We start from the raw sequence: 19548 nt of genomic DNA on the forward strand, positions 1-19548 counted from the left end.
GAAAATGAAATTATTTTGGCTTCACCGATCCAACGATCTCAATGGCCTGTTTGGTTGCCGTAGTGATCTGCGTATAGTCTTTTGCTTCGAGTAATTGCTTGGTGATGAGTTTGCTTCCCATTCCAACGGCGCAAACACCGGCCTTGAACCAGCCCGCGATGTTATCCTTATCAAGCTCTACCCCGCCGGTTGGCATAAACAGCAGCCCGGGGAATATTTCCTTGATGGCCGACAAAAATCCCGGCCCCAATATATTGCCCGGAAACAGTTTGATCATTTTCGCCCCGAGGGTTTCTGCTTTGATGATCTCGGATGGCGTCATACAACCCGGCACCCAGAGCATGTTGTTCCTGTCTGCAACTTCGGCTACGGATTCGACCAGGCCGGGACAAATGATGTAATCCGTACCCGCGTCGATAAATGTCTGCGCCATTTCGCCGTTCTTAATGGTGCCGATACCGAGGTACATGCCTTTCAGTTCCGTATCGCAGACCTTGCGCATTTCTTTGAAATTCTGGAGTGCGGCCTCACCGCGGTTGGTGTATTCCACGGCGCGGATGCCAGCGGCGTAAAGCGCCTTGAGCACTTCAATACTAACAGTTGTATCCTTATAAAAATAGAGTGGTAAAATGCCCTGTTGCGGGATCAATTCGAGAATGGCGTCTTTCTTTTCCATATGGCTTTTTTTCGTGTAGCAATGATACTGAAATGAATAAATCCATTTGATTTTATTACGCAAACGATTGCGTATTTTTATTACGCAAAAGAGGTTTCATTTCTTTTCTTTGAAAAGCTCAAGCAGAAGAGACAAGTTACACGAAGACAGGAAACAACATTGTTATTTTATTTTCTGCCTTGTTTTTCCCGTTTTCTTGTGCCTTGGACCTTCAACCAAAGGGCTCTGAAGATAAAACATTATTACCGCACCATTCCTTTATTAAAAAATAAATACGATTGACAATGGCCAAAAAAGTAGTCACCCTCGGCGAGATCATGCTGCGCCTTTCCACTCCCGGTTTTTCAAGATTTGTTCAGGCAGACAGCCTCGACGTTACTTACGGCGGCGGCGAAGCCAATGTTGCCGTGGCGCTTTGCAATTACGGCCTGAATGGGGTGTTTGTTACCAAGGTGCCTGATAATGCTTTGGGACAGGCAGCCATCAATCACATCCGTCGTTACGGGGTAGATACACAGTTCATCGCTCGCGGCGGCAAACGCCTGGGCATCTATTTCCTGGAAACAGGCGCTTCCATGCGCGCATCGCAGGTGATCTATGACCGCGCGGGCGCTTCGGTTGCGGAAATGGAGATCAGCGAATTTGATTTTGACAAGATCTTTGAAGGCGCGGATTGGTTCCATACCACCGGCATCACCCCCGCATTGAGCGATAAAGCTGCGGCACTTACACTTGCAGCGTTGAAAGCTGCCAAAGCAAAAGGCATTACAACAAGCATCGACCTTAACTACCGTAAAAAATTATGGAGCAAGGAAAAAGCAAGGGAAGTGATGACACAGCTCTGCCAATACGTTGATGTTTGCATAGGCAACGAAGAAGATGCAGACACCACGCTCGGCTTCAAGGCAGAAGGTACCGATGTAACCAAGGGAGAACTGAACCTCGATGGTTACAAAAGCGTTTTCAAACAGATGAAAGATAAGTTCGGGTTCAAATACATCGCATCCACCCTGCGCGAGAGCCACAGCGCCTCAGACAACGGATGGAGCGCCCTGGTATACGACGGCAACGAGTTTTACCATACACGCCAATACGAAGTACGCATCGTGGACCGCGTAGGAAGCGGCGACTCATTTGCCAGCGGCTTCATCTACGGCCTGGTTACCGGTTTGCCGATGAACGAAGCTGCAGAGTTTGGCGTAGCTGCATCAGCCATCAAGCATACCATTCCGGGCGACCTGAACCATGCAACACTAAGCGAGGTGAAGGAGCTGATGAAGGGCGATGGCAGCGGCAGGGTGCAACGCTAGGCGAAAGAGAGCGGGAACCCGGTGCGCAGGTGTTGAAATTAATGTTCACATTACTGCGAGGGGATAACTGTTTCCTGCACTTCCTTATCATTCATAAAAAACAAAACATGGTATTAGATCATTTATCCCAATCCTCAAAATACACATCGCTGCATCCTTTGTTTGCGAAGGCATTTGCGTACATTGAACAGGCCGATCTTGCTTCGCTGGAAGTGGGAAAGTTTGATATCGACGGCAACAACATCCGCGCGATCGTTTCAGACAGCAATGGAAAAACAGCTGACGAGAGCACCGCGAAATTTGAGTGCCACAATGCACACATCGATATCCAGGTCTGCATCCGCGGCCGTGAACGCATGGGCTGGAAGGCCCGTGGCACCTGTATTGCACCACGAGGTGAATACAATGCGGAGAAAGATGTTTTGTTCTACGATGATAAACCCGATATGTTTTTTGGGTTGACCGATAACCAGTTCACTATTTTTTTCCCCGAAGATGTTCATGCACCGATGATCGGTGAAGGTATGATCAAGAAACTGGTGATCAAGGTGAAAATATAGCGCACAGAAGCGTTGTTAGGTTAAGGGAGTTAAAGAGATAACAGGCTTACGGTCCGTTGTCTTTTTAACTCCTTTTCATTTTTGAACACATTGCCAGCCGGTTTAACTTTTCACTGGTGCGTGCAACAGAAGCGTGCTGTGCTGTGTCAACCGTGAAAATAAAAACATGCACAGGATCACAATTGTTCTTGCCATATTGCTTTCTGCATCGTGTTCAAAAAGGCCCCCGCAGGCAGTTGTTAAACACGATGTTGCCGTTTACAAACTTTTATCGTACCAGTCGCTCGCCGGCCAATGCAGGGTGGACCCTTCAACGGCAGTGCTGGACGTGAACCCGTTGATAGAAGAAGCAGGGATCGTTCGTTACGATAGCGCCGCCTGTATTTATACACTTACGGATGCGGCTGCGCAAAAAATAACGGCGCTTCCGCCGCGAACGGCGTTGGCCTTTACCGTGGATAAAGAAGTGATCTACTACTTTGTATACATGCCGCTGTTTACCAATTCAGAATGCAGGGAATCGATCGTGACCACGATGATCACGGGGCCAACCATGCCGGTAAGATTGGGATACCCTCCCTATCCCGAGCCCAATATCCCCGACCAGCGGAACGACAAAAGATTGATGGATGCTTTACAGGCAAAAGGAAAACTGTAAATAAATGCTTTACCGGCTATCGCATTTCAGCGATGGCCACGGGATCCATGTCGGTAAATGTGTAATTCTCTCCCGCCATCGCCCAGATAAAAGTATAATTGGTGGAACCCGGCCCGCAGTGCACAGACCATGGCGGTGAGATGATCGCTTCATGGTTGGCCATTACTACGTGGCGTGTTTCCTGGGGCTCGCCCATCAGGTGGAAAATGCGGTGCGCCTCGGGCAGGTCGAAATAAAAGTACACTTCCATGCGGCGCGTATGTGTATGCGGAGGAACGGAGTTCCATACGCTTCCGTCTTTCAATGCAGTAACGCCCATTACCAGTTGGCAGCTTTGTATGCCATCTGCATGAATGTATTTGTAGATCGTTCTTTCGTTGGCCGTTGCTTTCTCTCCCAGGTTCACCTGCGCAGATTCTTCTTTCGCCATTTTTGTATTGGGATAAGCATGGTGCGCGGTTGTTGACATTAAAAAGAAATGGGCCGCATCGTCTTTTGATTTGCTTGAAAAAGAAACGGATTTTGTTCCCTTACCGAGATAGAGGCAATCCAGTTTGTTCAGCTCATACGCAACGCCATCCGCAACCACCGTTCCGGCACCCGATACATTGATGATCCCGAGCTCACGCCTTTCTAAAAAATACGCTGCACGCAACTCTGCCTCATTCGGAAGTTCCACCGTCTTTGAAACCGGCTTTACGCCACCCACGATCACGCGGTCGAAATGAGAGTAGACAAGTTTGATCTCATCTGCTTTCATCAGCTCCTGCACTAAAAAGTTGGAACGGAGCTCTTCGGTACACATGCCTTTTACTTCTTTGGGACTGCATTGAAAACGTACTTCCATTTTGTTATTTTTTGGTTGCCAGATCCGGATGAACATTCGACAGCGAATCTGAATATTTAATATTTCCCTTGAACAGCGGCCGCAAAAGGGTTGCGTTCCTGCGCTTCTATCTTCCCATCCATCCACCATCAACCGTGAGGATGGTGCCGCTCACATAGTTGGCTGCTTCTGATGCGAGGAACACAGCGGGACCTTTGAAATCTTCTGGCTGCCCCCAGCGTGCGGCGGGTATGCGCGACAGGATAGCTGCGCTTCTGTCCGGATCGTTCCGCAATGCCTCGGTATTATCTGTTGCGATGTATCCCGGTGCGATGCCATTTACATTCACGCCTTTCGACGCCCATTCGTTCGCCAATGCCTTCACGAGGCTGCTCAATGCTCCTTTACTCGCTGCATAGCCCGGCACGTTGATACCGCCCTGGAAGCTCAGCAGCGAGCAGGTAAATATAATTTTTCCTGAACCTTTTTCGATCATTTTTTTACCGATCTCGCGCGCGAGAATAAAAGGTGCGTCGAGGTTGAGCGCCAGAACGGTGTCCCAGTATTCATCGGGATGCTCTGCCGCCGGTTTGCGCATGATGGTTCCTGCATTGTTAACGAGGATATCGATCACCGGGTTTTCTGCCTGCAGCTTCTGAATAAAAGCGTACAAGGCTTCCCGGTCCGATAAGTTAGCCGCATATGCACGGAACTTTCTTCCAATCGCCTGCACCTGTTTTTCAATGTCGCTTCCCGATAATTCGAGCGACCCGGAAACACCGATGATGTCTGCGCCCGCTTCGGCCAGGCCGATCGCCATCGCTTTCCCGATGCCTTTGTTACAACCCGTTACCAGTGCGGTTTTGCCGCTGAGATCGAATAAAGATGCCATGGTTAGAATATGAACTTGGTGCTTAAAAAATTGGATTCATGCTCGCTCACAATTTCATTGATGATCTGTTTGTTGCTCTCCGTAAGCTTCGCCGCTACCAATGAACGGATGGAGAAAGAACGCAGCGCATCTACAACAGAAAGGGTTCCTTCCGCGCTGTCTTTTCGCCCGGTGAACGGAAATACATCTGGCCCGCGCTGGCATTGGCAATTGATGTTTACCCTGCTCACCTGGTTCACCAGCGGATCAATGAGCGATGCAAGTTCTTTGTCGTTGTTGCTGAAGATACTTACCTGCTGCCCGTGCGTAGATTCGATCAGGTATTCTATCGTTTCTTCCACATGGTCAAAAGGGATCACGGGTATCAACGGCCCAAACTGTTCCTCGCGGTATAATTTCATCTTATTGTTAACCGGGTACAGCACTGCCGGGTAAACAAACGACTCAACTGTGGCACCACCGTTTTCGTTCATAACCTTCGCGCCATTCGCCACGGCATCGTCTATGCATTCTTTGAGGTAGGCAGGTTTGTTTGGCTCGGGCAATGGCGTTAATGCAACACCTGCTTCCCATGGCATACCGTATTTCAACTTGTTTACCTCGGCAGATAATTGCTTTACAAAATCATCCGCAATGCTCCTGTGAACGAACACGATCTTCAAAGCGGTACAACGCTGGCCGTTGAACGACAAACTGCCCAATACCGTTTCCTGCACCGCGAGTTTCACATCAGCGTTGGAGGTAATGATGGCGGCATTCTTCGCGTCCAGTCCCAATATGGCACGCAGGCGGTTCACTTTCGGGTGCAGTTTCTTCAGTTCATTCGCCACTTTGCTGGAGCCGATCAAAGTAAGCACATTGATTTTTCCCGATTGCATCAATCCCGGAACGATCACATTTCCCCTTCCGTAGATCGTATTCACCACTCCTTTCGGAAAACATTCCTGGAACGCTTTCAGCAACGGGTAGTGCAGTAAAGTACCGTGTTTCGGAGGTTTGAACAACAATGTATTTCCCATGATGATCGCGGGGATCAGCGTGGTAAATGTTTCATTCAAAGGATAATTGAAGGGCCCCATGCACAATACAACACCCAGCGGTGAGCGGCGTATCTGCGCAGCAATTCCCTGTTCGATCGTAAAGCGCGAAGAGTCGCGGTCAATGTCTTTCAAGGCGTCGATGGTTGCGTAAATGTATTCAACCGTACGATCGAATTCCTTTACCGAATCGCTGTACGATTTGCCGATCTCCCACATGATGAGTTTCACCACGATGTCTTTCTGCTCACGCATCTTGCCGATGAATTTCTCAATGCATTTGATCCGGTCGGCAACGCTCATCGTTGGCCATTGGCCACGGCCGTTGTCGTACGCAGCCACTGCAGTATCCAATGCTTCAAACGCTTCTTTCTCTGTGCACACGGGGTAGGTACCGATCAGTTTGCGCTGCAGGCCATTTTCTGTACGGATGCATACAGGAGAATACACTTCCTGCACCTTCCCGTTCCAGGGCTTCATTTCACCGTTGCACAAATATTCGCGTTGGTGGATCTCTTCTTTGATCGCATACTGTTCGGGGATCTCATTCTCCCGCACAAACATTTTTTCCAGATCTTCTGTAAATGACATGTTGTTGTTTATGTTTTTTTTCGCGGCTATTGGATCAATGCACGCGGTTGCTGATTCTGATGCACGCTGCAAAGCTGAACGATTCTTTCCTAAACCGCTTTATTAATTACGAAAACGTTTGCACAACCTGAATTTCAGAAAGTGTAAACTTTCCAAAAGTTATCCCTTGATAACCGTTTGCCATCCGAAATAATTGCGTGCGTTGTAAAAGCAGATGTCTTTTATTACTTTACCCACCCATTCAATATCATCAGGCAATTCGCCGTTCTCTATTTCTTCTCCGAAAAGGTTGCAAAGTATGCGCCTGAAATATTCGTGCCGGGGAAACGATAAGAAGCTTCTTGAGTCTGTTAACATTCCCACAAAGCGGCTCAGCAATCCCATATTCGACAGTGCATTCATCTGTTTCACCATTCCGTCTTTCTGGTCGAGGAACCACCATGCCGAACCAAACTGTATCTTGCCTGCGATGGAACCATCGTTGTAATTGCCGATCATGGTTGCCATCAATTCATTATCTGCAGGGTTGAGGTTGTAGATGATGGTTCTCGCCAATTTATTATCGCTGTCAAGCTTGTTTAAGAAAGATGCCAGCGCTTTGGCCTGCGAAAAGTCGCCGATTGAATCCCAGCCTGTATCCGGCCCCAGTTGCTGCAGCATTCTTGCATTGTTGTTGCGCAGCGCGCCGAGGTGAAATTGCTGTACCCATCCTTTCTCCCAATCCCATTCGGCAAAATGGATCAGCATGGCCGAACGGAACTTGCGCTGCTCCGTAGCATTCAGTTCTTTGCCTGCGTGTATCTTGGTAAAGATGGAGTCGATCTCCGATCCCGTGAAATCATCGGCGTAAATTTCTTCCAGCCCATGATCCGAAACACGGCAACCGATGGAGGCAAAGAAATCGTGCCTGTTCTGTAACGCATACAGGAAATCATCAAACGATGAAACCGTGATGCCGCTTACTTCTTCCAGTTTTTTCACATACGCATTGAAAGCAGGGGCGCTGCTCACATTCATCGCCTGGTCTGGGCGGAAGGCCGGCAATATCGGTATTTCAAACCCATCGTTCTTCAAACGGATGTGGTGCTCAAGCGTGTCAACCGGGTCGTCTGTGGTGCAAACCAGGGCCACATTCATTTTGCGCAGCAGGTTCTTTACGGAATATTCTTTTGTCTGGATAAGCGCCGTGCAGGTATCATAGATCCTTGCGGCGCTGTCTGTATTGAGTATTTCATTCACTCCAAAATAACGCTGCAGCTCAAGATGCGTCCAGTGATACAAAGGGTTGCGGAGTGTGTAGGGAACGGTTGCGGCCCACTGTTCAAATTTCTCGCGATCGCTTTTGTTGCCTGTGCAATAACTTTCATCTACACCATTGGTTCGCATGGCGCGCCATTTGTAATGATCGCCGTACAGCCACACTTCCGAGAGCGACTGGAACTGGTGGTCATCGGCGATCTGTTGCGGCGACAAATGACAATGGTAATCGATGATCGGCATGTCTTTCGCATATGCATGATACAGGTGCTGTGCTGTTTTATTGGACAGCAAAAAATTTTCGTCCAGGAATTTTTTCATAATCGCCTTATTGGTTGCCTACAGTCTTAAAAAGAGAACTGTATCGAACGTATTATCATTCGTACTTAAAACTTATCATTTATCGGTTTGAGCGATCAAAGGCTCACTCCTCTTTTCCAGGGAATAAAATCGTCCTGGTTCAGCAAAACTGCTTTTGGTATCACTTCACCGCTTGCTGCGCGGATGCAGTATTCAAGTATCTCTTCTCCCATTTGTTCAATGGTCTTTTCCCCTTCGATGATGGCGCCCGTGTTGATGTCTATGATATCGCCCATCCTCCTGGCGAGCGCTGAATTGGTGGCCACTTTGATGGTTGGGCAAACGGGGTTGCCGGTTGGGGTGCCCAGTCCCGTGGTAAACAGGATCAGTGTGGCGCCGCTTGCCGCTTTGCCCGTTGTTGCTTCCACATCGTTGCCCGGCGTGCATACCAGGCTCAGGCCGGGTTTGAGTGCGGGCTCGGTGTAATCGAGTACATCAACAACCGGCGACTCACCGCCTTTTTTTGCAGCGCCATTGCTCTTGATCGCGTCGGTGATCAATCCGTCTTTTATATTTCCGGGTGATGGGTTCATATCAAAACCAGAACCGGCACGCACGGCCTGGTCGCTGTACACCTGCATGAGGCTGATGAATTTTTTTGCAGCGGCCTCATCGATCGTACGGTCGATCAACTGCTGTTCCGCACCGCACAACTCGGGAAACTCGGCGAGCAATACCTTTCCACCGAGCGCTACCACCAGGTCAGAAGTATAGCCAACTGCCGGGTTTGCAGAGATACCGCTGAACCCGTCGCTGCCACCGCATTTAACGCCGATGCACAACTTATCGAGTGTGGCAGGCTTTCTTTCGATCTTGTTGATTTCGATCAATCCTGAAAATGTCTTCCTGATCGCTTCAGTGATCAATTGTTCCTCGCTTTGCGATTGCTGCTGTTCAAAAACATACAGGGGCTTGTCGAAACCGGGGTTGCGTTGTTTGATATCGTCCAGCAGGTTCTGTGTCTGCAGGTTCTGGCAACCCAGGCTCAATACAGTCACGCCGGCCACGTTCGGATGATCCGCATAAGCTGCAAGCAGTTTGCTCAGCGTGGCGGCATCCTGTCTTGTTCCGCCGCAGCCACCCTGGTGATTGAGGAATTTTATTCCATCCACATTTTTAAAAACGCGTTGTGTGGGCACCACCGATTCTTTTACAGAAAGATCAACAGCATCAATATCGCCGCCTTTTTTGTACAATTCAAGCAGGGTCTGCGTTTTCTGTTTGTATTTATCCGTTACATCGTAACCGAGCTGGCTGTGCAGCGCCTCGCGGATCACATCCAGGTTCCTGTTCTCACAAAACACGGTTGGCACAAACAACCAGTAATTCGCAGTGCCCACGCGGCCGTCTGAACGGTGATAGCCGTTGAACGTGCGGTTTGCAAACTTTGACACATCGGGCGGCTGCCAGTTGTAATGGTAGGGCCTGTATGCATAGGGTTCCGCTGCGTGTTTGGTATTGCTGGTGCTCATGCGGCTGCCCTTCTGTAAAGCGGTTTGTGCCTTGCCCACGAGCACGCCGTACATGAGGATCGGATCGCCCGGCTGCATGTCCTGCATGAAGAATTTGTGTTTCGCGGGTATGTCTTCCTGCATGGTATATTCCTGCCCGTTAAAGGTCAATACTTCTCCTTTCGCGAGGTTATCGAGTGCAACCAATACATTATCATTCGGGTGTACCTGTAAAATTTTCTGCCTGCTCATGCTACTGTTTTTTTTGCGAAGATAGAACGAAGTGTATTTGCAGCACCGTGCTGCTGCAACATTTCCAGCATACGGCTCACTTCTGCCGCAAAACCGGGATACTGCGAGAGGTCCGCGCCAAAAACACGTTCATCGCATAATGTTTTTTCAGCAATCGTTCCATTGGCTGCGTTTTGCCAGTGGTTGTGAAGCAAGGCGGCCAGGTCGTCCTGGATCCTGTACGCAACGCCATTGGCCGTTCCGTAATAACCTCCATCCTTTTCCTGCGAATCCATAAACCGTAAAAACGCTGCGAACCCAAGCGCCATCAGTTCGGGTGTGGCTTTCCCCGCGGCATACTGTTTTTCAACCAACGGCACCACGCGCATCGCTATTTTAGAAGTGTATTGTGCAGTAATACTCAGCCAGAGATGTTCGATATACGGGTTCCTGAAACGGTCGATCACCTGCTGCGCAAACTGGTTTGCCTCCTCCACGCTGATGTTGCCCTGCGCAACCAATGGAATAATTTCTTCATGCATTAACGCAGACACGTAAGAAACGAACACACCATCCCGCATCGCTTCTTTCACCGTGCTGAAACCGGATAAATGGGCGAGGCCGCAAGACAATGTATGCGTTGCATTCAACAGGCGCAATTTCAACTCGCGGAACTTATTGATGTCCGGCGCAAGGATCACACCCTGGTTGCAGGTGCTGAACGATAAAATTTCTTTTGCCCTTTCCGAACTTGTTTCAATCGCCCACAAGCGGTAAGGTTCAGACATGATCATCAGTTCATCGCTGTAACCCAGTTTCTGCTCCACGGCCTGCTGTTCCGCTGCCGGGAGTTTGCCGGGAACGATGCAATCGACAAGCGAATTGCAGAACTCGTTTTTTTCATCCAGCCATTGCAAACAACGGGCGGAAACATTTTTCAGTTTTGCGAGTGTCAATATTATCTTCCTGAGCTTGGCGCCATTGTCAACGATCAGTTCTGTTGGCACGATCACCATTCCCGATTCGTCGCTTCCATCAAAAACACGAAAACGCTCAAGCAGAAAAAACAAAAGGCGACCGGGAAAGGAAACCGGTTTTTCGTTTACCGCATCTTCTTCCACCAAAGCGATGCCCACTTCTGTTGTATTGGATAGAACCAACTGCATTTCAGGATTGGCGGCGCACTGCAAAATGCGCTCCCACTCTTCGTTTGCCGACAATACCCGGCTGATGGATGCATTGATGCTGGTTTGTTCCGTTTGTTTTCCATTTACCACACCGCGTTCGAGCAGCGTATACAATCCATCCTGTTTGGCAAACGAATCGGTTGCACCCATGCCGGTTGATTTTACAACCACAATACGGCCGTTGAAAATGTTTTGCTTATTGGCCTTGTCGATAAAATAATCGGGCAACCCGCGCAACAATACGCCTGTACCAAACTGCAATACCTTTTCAGGCAGGGAAAACAACTGCACCGGCGGAACATCAACGCCCGTTGTATCGATCTTTTGCAAATTTTGTTTTGATAACTGCATCTTACTATGATTATTTAAGATCCGACAGGACGTTGCGATCATGCAAACAGCACAGGATCGTGTCATGCCTTGTCTCCAGGTTCATTTATATTCCATGTTCGCGTTTCCAGGCCGGGTATTCTGTTTTTAACAACTTCTCGGGCCATGTGCCATACCATGCATACCCGTTCCTTCTTTCCGATTCTATTTCTCTTACATCGTATTTCTTAACGCTGTCGCGGCCCGTAAAAAAAGGGCGGTTGGTGCCGATCTCGTAAAACCTTGCCCAGATAACGCTTCCTGGCTCGGGGGTTATAACGCGGTCCTTTCCTTTTGGTTCATTGGGCGCATTTACATCTCCATATTTATAACCTGTGATCTTCACTTTCTCAAACCACTCCACCGCAGCTTTCACGGCATTTTTGATTTCTTCAGACGGATCCTTCACCCGCATCAGGAACCGTGTGATGCCAACCGACTCGCTTCCGCTCAAAGAGGCGAGTTCAAACTTCCTTGCCATTTCCGGTTGCAAAGTCTTTTTGTTGTATTGCGCGCACCATGCTGTACGTTTTCCATCCACAACGATCTGCGTTTTTAAAATGCATTGCACGCCCCGGTTCACCGCATCTGCAATGGCCGGAACATAAGCCCGGTCGATCACGTCAAGATCATTCTTTGATTCGAGCACATCCTGTAATACATTCAGTACATTGACCATTGCATCGTCGTTGTACGTGATCTGGCTCCTGTACAATGCAGAATCCGGGTAATATTGCGGCCAGCCGCCGTTTGCATATTGTGCCCGCAGGTAATAGCGAATGCCTTTTTCTGCGGCACGTAAGTAATCCGGGTTCCTGGTTTTTTTAAATGCTTTTGCGAGGTAACGGATCTCGCGCATCGTTGCCGCATTATCGATCGTTGCATCTTTGTGCATCGAATCGTTTTTGATGGCGGTGCGCTCCGCATCACTCAATACCTTGTTGTAATCAACTTTTATCTCATTCACGGCCTTTGGCCAGCCTCCTGCTGCCCGCTGGTAAGCAAGCATGTTCTCTGCAACCGGGTCGGTAGTTTGCTGCGTTTTGAGCGCGGCTACCGGTGTTTGCCTTTTTTGTTCCTCATCAATCACAACCTTTGTTGGTATTGATGTTGGCTGCCATTTCCCGGCAAACGTCCACGCGGTATTGATCTGCGATGCCTTTGGCGAACCCTCGGCTGTTTCAAGGTTATCCCTGTGCCATGCATAATCGCCTCCCTCCCTGTGCGAATTATAAAAATAGACACGGTGGCCCCACTGAATGGTGTTCTGCGGATTGGACGGATTGAGGTAAACGGCCGCATCCGCCATGTTATTTGCAAAGGAACAATTGACCAGGTAAAACTGCGCATCGCGGTGGTAGCGCGCCAGTTTGAAACCGTCGTCGCCACGGAACTTACAGTTCACCAATACTGTTTTCGAATCCTTGTACCTTGACCCGTCGTGCCAGATTGCTGCAACATTTCCATGCGCCACAAACTCGCAGTTTTCGGCATAGGCCCATCCGCGCGGGCAGTAAAAATCCACACCGCCTTCCATCAAACAATTGGAAAAATAAAACATGCCGTTGTCTGTATTCCACGGGCTCACCGTATCGCCGCCGTATGCACGGAGTGTGCAGTTGCGAACGATCAAACGCGTGGTTGTAAAACTGCGCAATGCCATCTGGTGCCCATCGCGGCCTGTAACTTTTGAAGGGTTCAGCGTATCGTTCGGGCAATCGAAACGGATGCCCTCTTTATTGTTCATGTTGTCGAACCCAAAACTGTTGGTGATGGTCAGGTTCTCCAATACGATATCGCTCCCTTTCAGGTTGATGGCCGCAACACCCCAATCGTCCGGGTGCTCACATCTCCACACATCCCTTGCGAGTGAGATGGTGATGATGGTCTTGTTCCTGTCTTCCCCGATCAATGAAACAAAATCCTTGTCGATAAAAACTTTCTCGCGATATACACCCTTGCGCACAAAGATGATACGTGGCGCATCCGCCGCTACCGGCAAACTGTTCACCGCGTCCTGTATGCTCCTGAAATCGCCTGCGCCGTCCTTGTCAACCACGATCGTTTTTCCTGCCGCCTCCGCAAAACTGCACAACAGGCAAACAAAACTGCACAGCAACAAACGCACTATCAATATTGGTCTCCTCACTTTTTCCCGGGTATTTGTTTGATGATCCATTTTACAAGATCATTCGCTGCATTAAAATTTTCATATTCCTGCGGAAGTTTTCTTCCATCTGTATACTCGTTGTACAACCATGGGTCGCCTGTTGCAAACACAGTACCCTTGCCCACTTTCGCTACTGCAAAGACCACGAGGTCATCCTTCTTCAATACCGGCACCGCGGGCGCTTTCAACGTAAACGAGCAGATCTCTTTCTGGTAAATCTTTTTCACGTTCGGAAGTACAGGGTTCCCCGCCGGGATCAACACCTTGCCCTCTTCGAAATTCGTCCCGGTTACGCGGTTGTAACTGTCTTCGTTAAAGTGGATCCCGAATTTCGCCCCGAGTTTGTTGAAGTTCTCAAACTCCGCATTGCCTTTGTCGTTGTGCAGCAACACCAATACTCCGCCTGCCTTCACCCAATTGTATATTTCATCGGCGTCTTTTGCCTGCATGTAATTTGGTGTTGGGTTGTCGGTTGCATTGTCTGCGTCAACGATAAGGTATATATCAGAGCCCTTCAGGTTTTTTGCCGTGGGTGCATCGCTTAGTGTTTTTGTCTGCACGCCGTAGCTGTTGAATACGTGTCCCAAAAATGAAAAGCCGTTGTTGTACATTTCGTACCATTTGTAATGATAGGGTTTGAGCACGCCAACGATGTCTTTCTTTTTTTCAGAATTGAAATAATCATCCAGCAGAACGGACCGGCCTTTTGCGGTGTTGATCGTTTTCTGCAGTTCCATTTCATTCGAGGCCTGCAGGAAAGCGCCAATTCCCTTCGGATCGTTGGTGATCACTTTTTCGCTCATGTAATATTCATAACTACCGTCGCGGTATGGATTTCCACCCAGGCCGCTTACGGTAACGGTGCCTTTCAAATTGGTTTGCCCGTTCGCATCTGTTTCAACAAACTCTTTGAGAATACCGGCGTATCCTTTTGTTGCAATCGGGAGATAAGAAGCAGGCAATACACCCAGCCTGATCCCTTTCGCGATCGCGCAGACAAACTGCGAACTGGCCGATGATTCAAAATAATTTCCCTTGCCATCCGGCATGTTCAGGATATCGTACCAGAGCCCTGTCTTTGGGTCCTGCACTTTCCCGATCGCATCTGCAAAACGTTTGAATATGGCGATGAGCGAATCTCTTTTTTTATGCGTTGCCGGGAAATACTCCAGCACATCTGCAAGCGCTACACCATACCATCCCATTGCGCGTGCCCAGAAATGCGGCGACAATCCCGTTTTCGGATCTGCCCATTTTTGCTGCCTGCTTTCATCCCAGCCATGGTAAAGCAATCCCGTTTTTTTATCGCGCGCGTGGTTTTCCATCCAGATAAACTGGTTGGCGATGTCGTCGAAGTTTTGCGGTTCATTGAATGTTGCTGAATATTCTGCGTAAAAAGGCTCGCCCATGTACAAACCATCGAGCCACATCTGGTAGGGGTAAATTTTCTTGTGCCAGAAACCGCCTTCGTTCGTGCGCGGCTGCGTCTTCAGTTGCTCGCGAAGAGTAGTGGCCGCCTTGAAATATTTTTCCTTACCGGTTACATTGTACAACGACAACAGGATCCTTCCGCACAAAACATTATCGATGTTGTAGTCGGATGCCTTGTAGGTCCTGATCTCTCCTTTATCGTTCACGAAAAAATCCATGCTTTTCTGCATGTAGTTGAAGTATTTCGCATCGCCCGTTCTGAACCAGAGCCCTTCAATGCCTTTCAGGATCACGCCCTGGTCGTAGGTCCATCGTGCGGGCCTGCCCGGCGCCGAAAAAAGAGAATCTTTCCAGATCGTCATAACGGTTTCTGCCATGCGCTCGCCCACTGTCTGCGCATTTGTTGCCTGCGTTGTGCAGAGCATGAGCAGTGTTGCGATGAGTAGGTTCCTTGTTTTTCTCATATCGTTCTTTACTTGAAATCAACTGATGACGCTTGCGCGCCAAAATTAAATACGGCTTTGTTCTTTGCCTTTTTTGTATCGGTCTTGGACACCTTGATGTTTTTACTCCTGTCGCCGTTCACACTCAACAGCGTTGTGGCGTCTTTGTTGTAGTCTATGTTTTCGAGAATGATGTTGTGGCTGTTCTGCACATTGATTACCGGGTCCGTTTCCGTTGTATACAATTTTACATTGTACAAACGAATGTCGTTACCCTCTGTAATTTCCACACCTTTTCTTGTCTGCAACACCAGGTTGCGCAATTGAATATTGCTGATGTTCATTTCCGGTATACCCCTGATCAGCAAGCCTTTTTCTGCGCCGATACAGGAAACATTGTTCACATAAAACTCCCTGAATACAGGTGTGCCTTCGTTTACAGGCAAGGTTTCAATTTTTGGCATCTCTCTTTTTTCCCCGGCCAGCACAACGGGATCTTTTGCCATGTAGTACATGTCGAACAGTATTGCCTCGGCCGCTATATCCTTCATTACAATATTCGATGCATAGATCTTTTCTACAACACCACCGCGTCCACGGGTTGTTTTGAAACGAAGCCCGATGTCGGTGCCTATGAAGGTACAGTTCGATACGAACAGGTTCCTGGCGCCGCCGCTCATCTCGCTTCCAATCACGAATCCGCCATGCGCATGGTATACGGTTGTGTTTACCGCGATCATGTTCTCCGTTGGAACGCCGCGTTTGCGGCCTTCTTCATCGCGGCCCGATTTGATGCAGATGCCATCGTCTCCGGTATCAAACGAACATCCGTCCACGAGGATATTTGCGCAGGATTCAAGATCGAGCGCATCGGTGTTTTGTCCGTAAGACGGATTCTTCACCGTTACATTTTTCAGCGTAATATGCTGGCTCAGGGCAATGTGCAGTGTCCATGCAGGCGAATTTTCAAAAGTTACACCGCTCAGTAAAATGTTCCTGCAATTGGTGAAACGCAGCATGTTTGGCCGCAGGTAATCTTTGATCTCTTCAAAGTCGCTTAACTTTTTTCCGCCTGCCAGCTTACCGATATCGTTTGTCTTCGACGCTTTCAGCGCCCCTTCTGATGGGTACCATCCTTTCTTGTCTTCCGTGAGCACACCACCCGATGAAATGAGTTTGCGCCATTCTGTTTCCGTCACCTTGTCTTTCTTTAATGGCCTCCATACATTTCCAGACCCATTGAAGATCCCTTCACCGCTGATCGAAATGTTCTCCGCGTCGGTTGCAGAGATGGGCGACTGCGCGCGCGCGGCCTCCACGCCTTCAAACAATGCTGCAACAAGCGGGTATTGCGACCTGTCTGGTGTAAACGAGATCAAAGCGCCCCGTGCCGCATACAGGTCCACGTTGCTTTGCAAAACGATCGGGCCCGTAACCCACAGTCCTGCGGGGATCATTACTGTTCCACCGCCTGCCTTTGCGCAGTCGTTGATGGTTTTGTTGATGGCTGCGGTATTCAGCGTAATGCCATCATCTTTCGCGCCATTGGCCACAATGCTGAAGGTGTCTTTTTTGAAATTCGGCTGGTAGATCTTGGGCAACTCGAACTGGTATTTTTCAGGATGCGCCGATGGCCTCAGGTACTTCGCAAAAGGCAGGCCCTTCGCAAGGATCTCTGCACACACGAGCGATGCCACCTGTGATGCGCCGTATTCTGAAAAATGGGTGTCGTCTTTCTTTCCATCGGGGGCGGCCCTGAAATGTTTTGCATCCATCCACAGGAATAATTTTTTAGATCCTTCCACACCGTGTTGTTCGATCAGTTGCCGGCTCGACCTGTGGAGGTCGATCAAAGGCACGTTCATTTCTTTTGCAACCGCCCTTACTGCATCGGGATATTCGCCATGTGTGTCTGTGAATTTTCCGGAGGCATCAAATTTCCTGCGCATGACGGGCGTGACCAGTATCGGGTTTGCACCTTTAGACCTTGCTTCTTTTACAAAACGAATCAGGTTATCGCGGTACAATCCATTGGGTGCGCCGTAGCGTGAGGTGTCTTCCGATTTCTCATCGTTGTGGCCGAACTGGATAAACACATAATCGTCTTTCTGCAGGTTCTTCATCACAGAATCCCAACGGCCCTCCTTGATGAAACTTTTTGTGCTCCGCCCGTTCACCGCATAATTCCTTACCTGCACCTCATCCGAAAGAAAGCGGGGCAGCAGCTGGCCCCAGCCTCTTTCAGGATTATCGTTCAGCGGCTTGTCTGCCATCGTTGAATCCCCGATCATAAACACCCTGGTTTGCCGCAGCGGGAGCTGAAAAGCAAACGCAACGGCTACCAATACTATAAGGAAGGTCTTTTTCATGCTGAAACTTACTACTGTTTTTAAAAACTCTCTTTTATTACGCTGGTAATTATTTGTTGTTATTGATATCCCGGGTTCTGTTTGAACTCTGTTTTGTTCGTAACCGCATCCAGCTGGCTCTGCGGTATCGGCCGCAGGAGGTGATAGGTCTGTATGTATGCTGCCGCATCGGGGTTCAGGTTTTGTGTTTTGATGCGGTCGATCGTTTTGCCTGTTCGTTTCAGATCGAACCATCGAAGCTGTTCGCCGGCGAGTTCTCTTGCCCTTTCATCCAGAATAAAATCGATGTTCATCTGCGAGGGCAACACCTGCATGGCCGCCACACGGCCCGGGTTGGCGGCACGTGTACGCAATACGTTCACATAATATGCTGCGGAGTCGGGTTTGTTGATGTTCACTTCCGCTTCTGCGGCGATCAGGTATAATTCCGCGAGCCTCATCACATAAGCATCGCGCGCGCTTTGCGCCTCTGCAACACTTGTACGTGTGGGGTCAAGGAATTTTTTCAACGAGATGTAGAATTTCCTTTGCGATGGAACGCCGTTGGAACCATACACTTTTGAAACATCATACATCGTGTATTTTTTTGCGTTCGATATGGCCGTCGCCACCGCCACCTTAGGCGCATAGGCCGCCGTATCGCCGATGGCGAACCCTGTTGCTGCCTTGTTTACGAACCAGGTAGACTGGAACGATGCATTGAAACGCGCATCATCTGTTTCATTAAACATATTCAGTAAAGAAAGCGTTGGCATATAACGGTTGAACGGGCGGCCGTTTGGAATATCGCGGATGAGGATGGCCGTGTTCACCTGGTCGTAAACCATGCCAAACATCAGGTGGCCATTGTTGGATCCGCGTGAGTGGCCCGTAGGAAAGGTTCCCGTTGCGAGATCGTTGTAAGCAAGATTGGTTGAATAATCGATCGCCCAAACCACTTCCTTGTTTTTGAGTTTTGTCATATCCCACAGATCGGCATAGTTGGGCAAAAGGCTGAGCCCGTAGTTTTTGATCACATCGTTCGACATCGCAATGGCCTGTGCGTTCATGCCGCGTGTGAGGTACACGCGCGCAAGAAATCCTTTGGCAGCCGGTATGGTGGCCCTTCCGTAATCGCTTGTTGTTGCGGGTAGATTGGTGATCGCGTATTGGAGATCGGTAAAGATCTGGTTGTAAAAAGTATCTACCGGCGCGCGGTTGGCAGTGGTGATCACACCATCGCTGGGCTTGGTGCTGAAGTGCACACCGCCCCATGTTTCTACAATGTGCCAATAGTAAAACGCGCGGAGAAAACGAAGTTCTGCTTCGCGTGTTGTTTTCTGCGCAGCCGTGTAATCAGAAACACCCGCGATGTTGCTGATGCCGGTATTGCACAGATTGATGGCCGCGTAAAAATTGTTCCACTCAAGATCGAGCGCATTGGTGTTGTTGCCCTGCAGGTTGTTGTAGGTTGTCAACTGCGGGTACACATCACCCGAACCATTGGTCCAGATATCGGTTCCCATCTCCGTTAAGCTGTAGCCTTCTTCTTTTCCATACCAGTACCGCGTATAAGAATAAGCAGCATTAACGAGGCTCTCAAAACCAACGGCCTTGCTGTAAACGGTGCTGGCCGTGAGCCCGCTGGGATTGTATTCTTCCAGCTTTTTTGAGCAGGATGATATTACAGTTACCACACCAACCAGTGCCAGCAACCCTGTAAAGAATTTATTTTTCATATCGAATGATTT

General features: G+C 49.1%; 14 protein-coding genes. 3 read left to right on the plus strand and 11 right to left on the minus strand.

Annotation, left to right across the window (positions count from 1 at the left end; genetic code table 11):
- Positions 1 to 10 precede the first annotated feature (10 nt).
- A complete protein-coding gene (locus tag GWC95_RS16890; RefSeq protein WP_161819890.1) occupies positions 11 to 676 on the minus strand; it encodes a bifunctional 4-hydroxy-2-oxoglutarate aldolase/2-dehydro-3-deoxy-phosphogluconate aldolase in 666 nt (221 codons plus the stop codon).
- Positions 677 to 960: 284 nt separating this feature from the next.
- Between GWC95_RS16890 and GWC95_RS16895 the strand changes: the two genes are divergently transcribed.
- The 3 genes from GWC95_RS16895 to GWC95_RS16905 all read left to right on the plus strand — a co-directional run bounded on the left by GWC95_RS16895 (position 961) and on the right by GWC95_RS16905 (position 3204).
- Complete coding sequence (locus GWC95_RS16895; protein ID WP_161819891.1) at positions 961 to 1986, plus strand: sugar kinase; 1026 nt, start codon at positions 961 to 963, stop codon at positions 1984 to 1986.
- A gap of 107 nt (positions 1987 to 2093) precedes the next feature.
- Positions 2094 to 2546 carry a YhcH/YjgK/YiaL family protein gene (locus GWC95_RS16900; protein ID WP_161819892.1) on the plus strand — a complete coding sequence of 151 codons (453 nt, stop codon included), beginning with the start codon at positions 2094 to 2096 and terminating at the stop codon, positions 2544 to 2546.
- 166 nt (positions 2547 to 2712) lie between these two features.
- The gene (locus tag GWC95_RS16905; RefSeq protein WP_161819893.1) at positions 2713 to 3204 is read left to right on the plus strand and encodes a hypothetical protein; all 492 of its coding nucleotides are present in this window, start codon (positions 2713 to 2715) and stop codon (positions 3202 to 3204) included.
- 16 nt (positions 3205 to 3220) lie between these two features.
- Here GWC95_RS16905 and kduI read toward each other — a convergent pair whose 3' ends face one another.
- The 10 genes from kduI to GWC95_RS16955 form a co-directional block, all read right to left on the minus strand.
- The gene (gene kduI, locus GWC95_RS16910; protein WP_161819894.1) at positions 3221 to 4051 is read right to left on the minus strand and encodes a 5-dehydro-4-deoxy-D-glucuronate isomerase; all 831 of its coding nucleotides are present in this window, start codon (positions 4049 to 4051) and stop codon (positions 3221 to 3223) included.
- A 106-nt stretch (positions 4052 to 4157) separates the two neighbouring features.
- A complete protein-coding gene (locus tag GWC95_RS16915; protein WP_161819895.1) occupies positions 4158 to 4922 on the minus strand; it encodes an SDR family oxidoreductase in 765 nt (254 codons plus the stop codon).
- 2 nt (positions 4923 to 4924) lie between these two features.
- Positions 4925 to 6550 carry an NADP-dependent glyceraldehyde-3-phosphate dehydrogenase gene (locus GWC95_RS16920; protein WP_161819896.1) on the minus strand — a complete coding sequence of 542 codons (1626 nt, stop codon included), beginning with the start codon at positions 6548 to 6550 and terminating at the stop codon, positions 4925 to 4927.
- Between the two features lie 159 nt (positions 6551 to 6709).
- Entirely contained in the window at positions 6710 to 8128 is a 1419-nt protein-coding gene (gene uxaC, locus GWC95_RS16925) for a glucuronate isomerase (protein ID WP_161819897.1), read from the minus strand.
- A gap of 95 nt (positions 8129 to 8223) precedes the next feature.
- Entirely contained in the window at positions 8224 to 9870 is a 1647-nt protein-coding gene (locus tag GWC95_RS16930; protein WP_161819898.1) for a UxaA family hydrolase, read from the minus strand.
- On the minus strand, positions 9867 to 11387 hold the full coding sequence (locus GWC95_RS16935) for a tagaturonate reductase (protein WP_161819899.1): 1521 nt from the start codon (positions 11385 to 11387) through the stop codon (positions 9867 to 9869). Before GWC95_RS16935 ends, GWC95_RS16930 begins: the two co-directional genes overlap by 4 nt.
- 85 nt (positions 11388 to 11472) lie before the next feature.
- On the minus strand, positions 11473 to 13533 hold the full coding sequence (pelA, locus tag GWC95_RS16940; protein WP_317164129.1) for a pectate lyase: 2061 nt from the start codon (positions 13531 to 13533) through the stop codon (positions 11473 to 11475).
- Positions 13534 to 13550: 17 nt separating this feature from the next.
- Positions 13551 to 15470 (minus strand): glycoside hydrolase family 88/105 protein, encoded by a 1920-nt coding sequence (locus tag GWC95_RS16945; protein WP_161819901.1) that lies wholly within the window; start codon positions 15468 to 15470, stop codon positions 13551 to 13553.
- Between the two features lie 8 nt (positions 15471 to 15478).
- A complete protein-coding gene (locus GWC95_RS16950; RefSeq protein WP_161819902.1) occupies positions 15479 to 17818 on the minus strand; it encodes a glycosyl hydrolase family 28 protein in 2340 nt (779 codons plus the stop codon).
- 59 nt (positions 17819 to 17877) lie between these two features.
- Positions 17878 to 19536, minus strand: coding sequence for a RagB/SusD family nutrient uptake outer membrane protein (locus GWC95_RS16955; protein WP_161819903.1), 1659 nt, complete (start codon positions 19534 to 19536; stop codon positions 17878 to 17880).
- Between the last annotated feature and the right edge of the window lie 12 nt (positions 19537 to 19548).

The sequence above is a fragment of the Sediminibacterium roseum genome (assembly GCF_009939005.1).
Classification (GTDB): domain Bacteria; phylum Bacteroidota; class Bacteroidia; order Chitinophagales; family Chitinophagaceae; genus Sediminibacterium; species Sediminibacterium roseum.

Excerpts from the sequence above, each read along its gene's own strand:
- GWC95_RS16890 (WP_161819890.1), bottom strand. The coding sequence starts at position 676 with ATGGAAAAGAAAGACGCCATTCTCGAATTGATCCCGCAACAGGGCATT.
- GWC95_RS16895 (WP_161819891.1), top strand. The coding sequence starts at position 961 with ATGGCCAAAAAAGTAGTCACCCTCGGCGAGATCATGCTGCGCCTTTCC.
- GWC95_RS16900 (WP_161819892.1), top strand. The coding sequence starts at position 2,094 with ATGGTATTAGATCATTTATCCCAATCCTCAAAATACACATCGCTGCAT.
- GWC95_RS16905 (WP_161819893.1), top strand. The coding sequence starts at position 2,713 with ATGCACAGGATCACAATTGTTCTTGCCATATTGCTTTCTGCATCGTGT.
- kduI (WP_161819894.1), bottom strand. The coding sequence starts at position 4,051 with ATGGAAGTACGTTTTCAATGCAGTCCCAAAGAAGTAAAAGGCATGTGT.
- GWC95_RS16915 (WP_161819895.1), bottom strand. The coding sequence starts at position 4,922 with ATGGCATCTTTATTCGATCTCAGCGGCAAAACCGCACTGGTAACGGGT.
- GWC95_RS16920 (WP_161819896.1), bottom strand. The coding sequence starts at position 6,550 with ATGTCATTTACAGAAGATCTGGAAAAAATGTTTGTGCGGGAGAATGAG.
- uxaC (WP_161819897.1), bottom strand. The coding sequence starts at position 8,128 with ATGAAAAAATTCCTGGACGAAAATTTTTTGCTGTCCAATAAAACAGCA.
- GWC95_RS16930 (WP_161819898.1), bottom strand. The coding sequence starts at position 9,870 with ATGAGCAGGCAGAAAATTTTACAGGTACACCCGAATGATAATGTATTG.
- GWC95_RS16935 (WP_161819899.1), bottom strand. The coding sequence starts at position 11,387 with ATGCAGTTATCAAAACAAAATTTGCAAAAGATCGATACAACGGGCGTT.
- GWC95_RS16945 (WP_161819901.1), bottom strand. The coding sequence starts at position 15,470 with ATGAGAAAAACAAGGAACCTACTCATCGCAACACTGCTCATGCTCTGC.
- GWC95_RS16950 (WP_161819902.1), bottom strand. The coding sequence starts at position 17,818 with ATGAAAAAGACCTTCCTTATAGTATTGGTAGCCGTTGCGTTTGCTTTT.
- GWC95_RS16955 (WP_161819903.1), bottom strand. The coding sequence starts at position 19,536 with ATGAAAAATAAATTCTTTACAGGGTTGCTGGCACTGGTTGGTGTGGTA.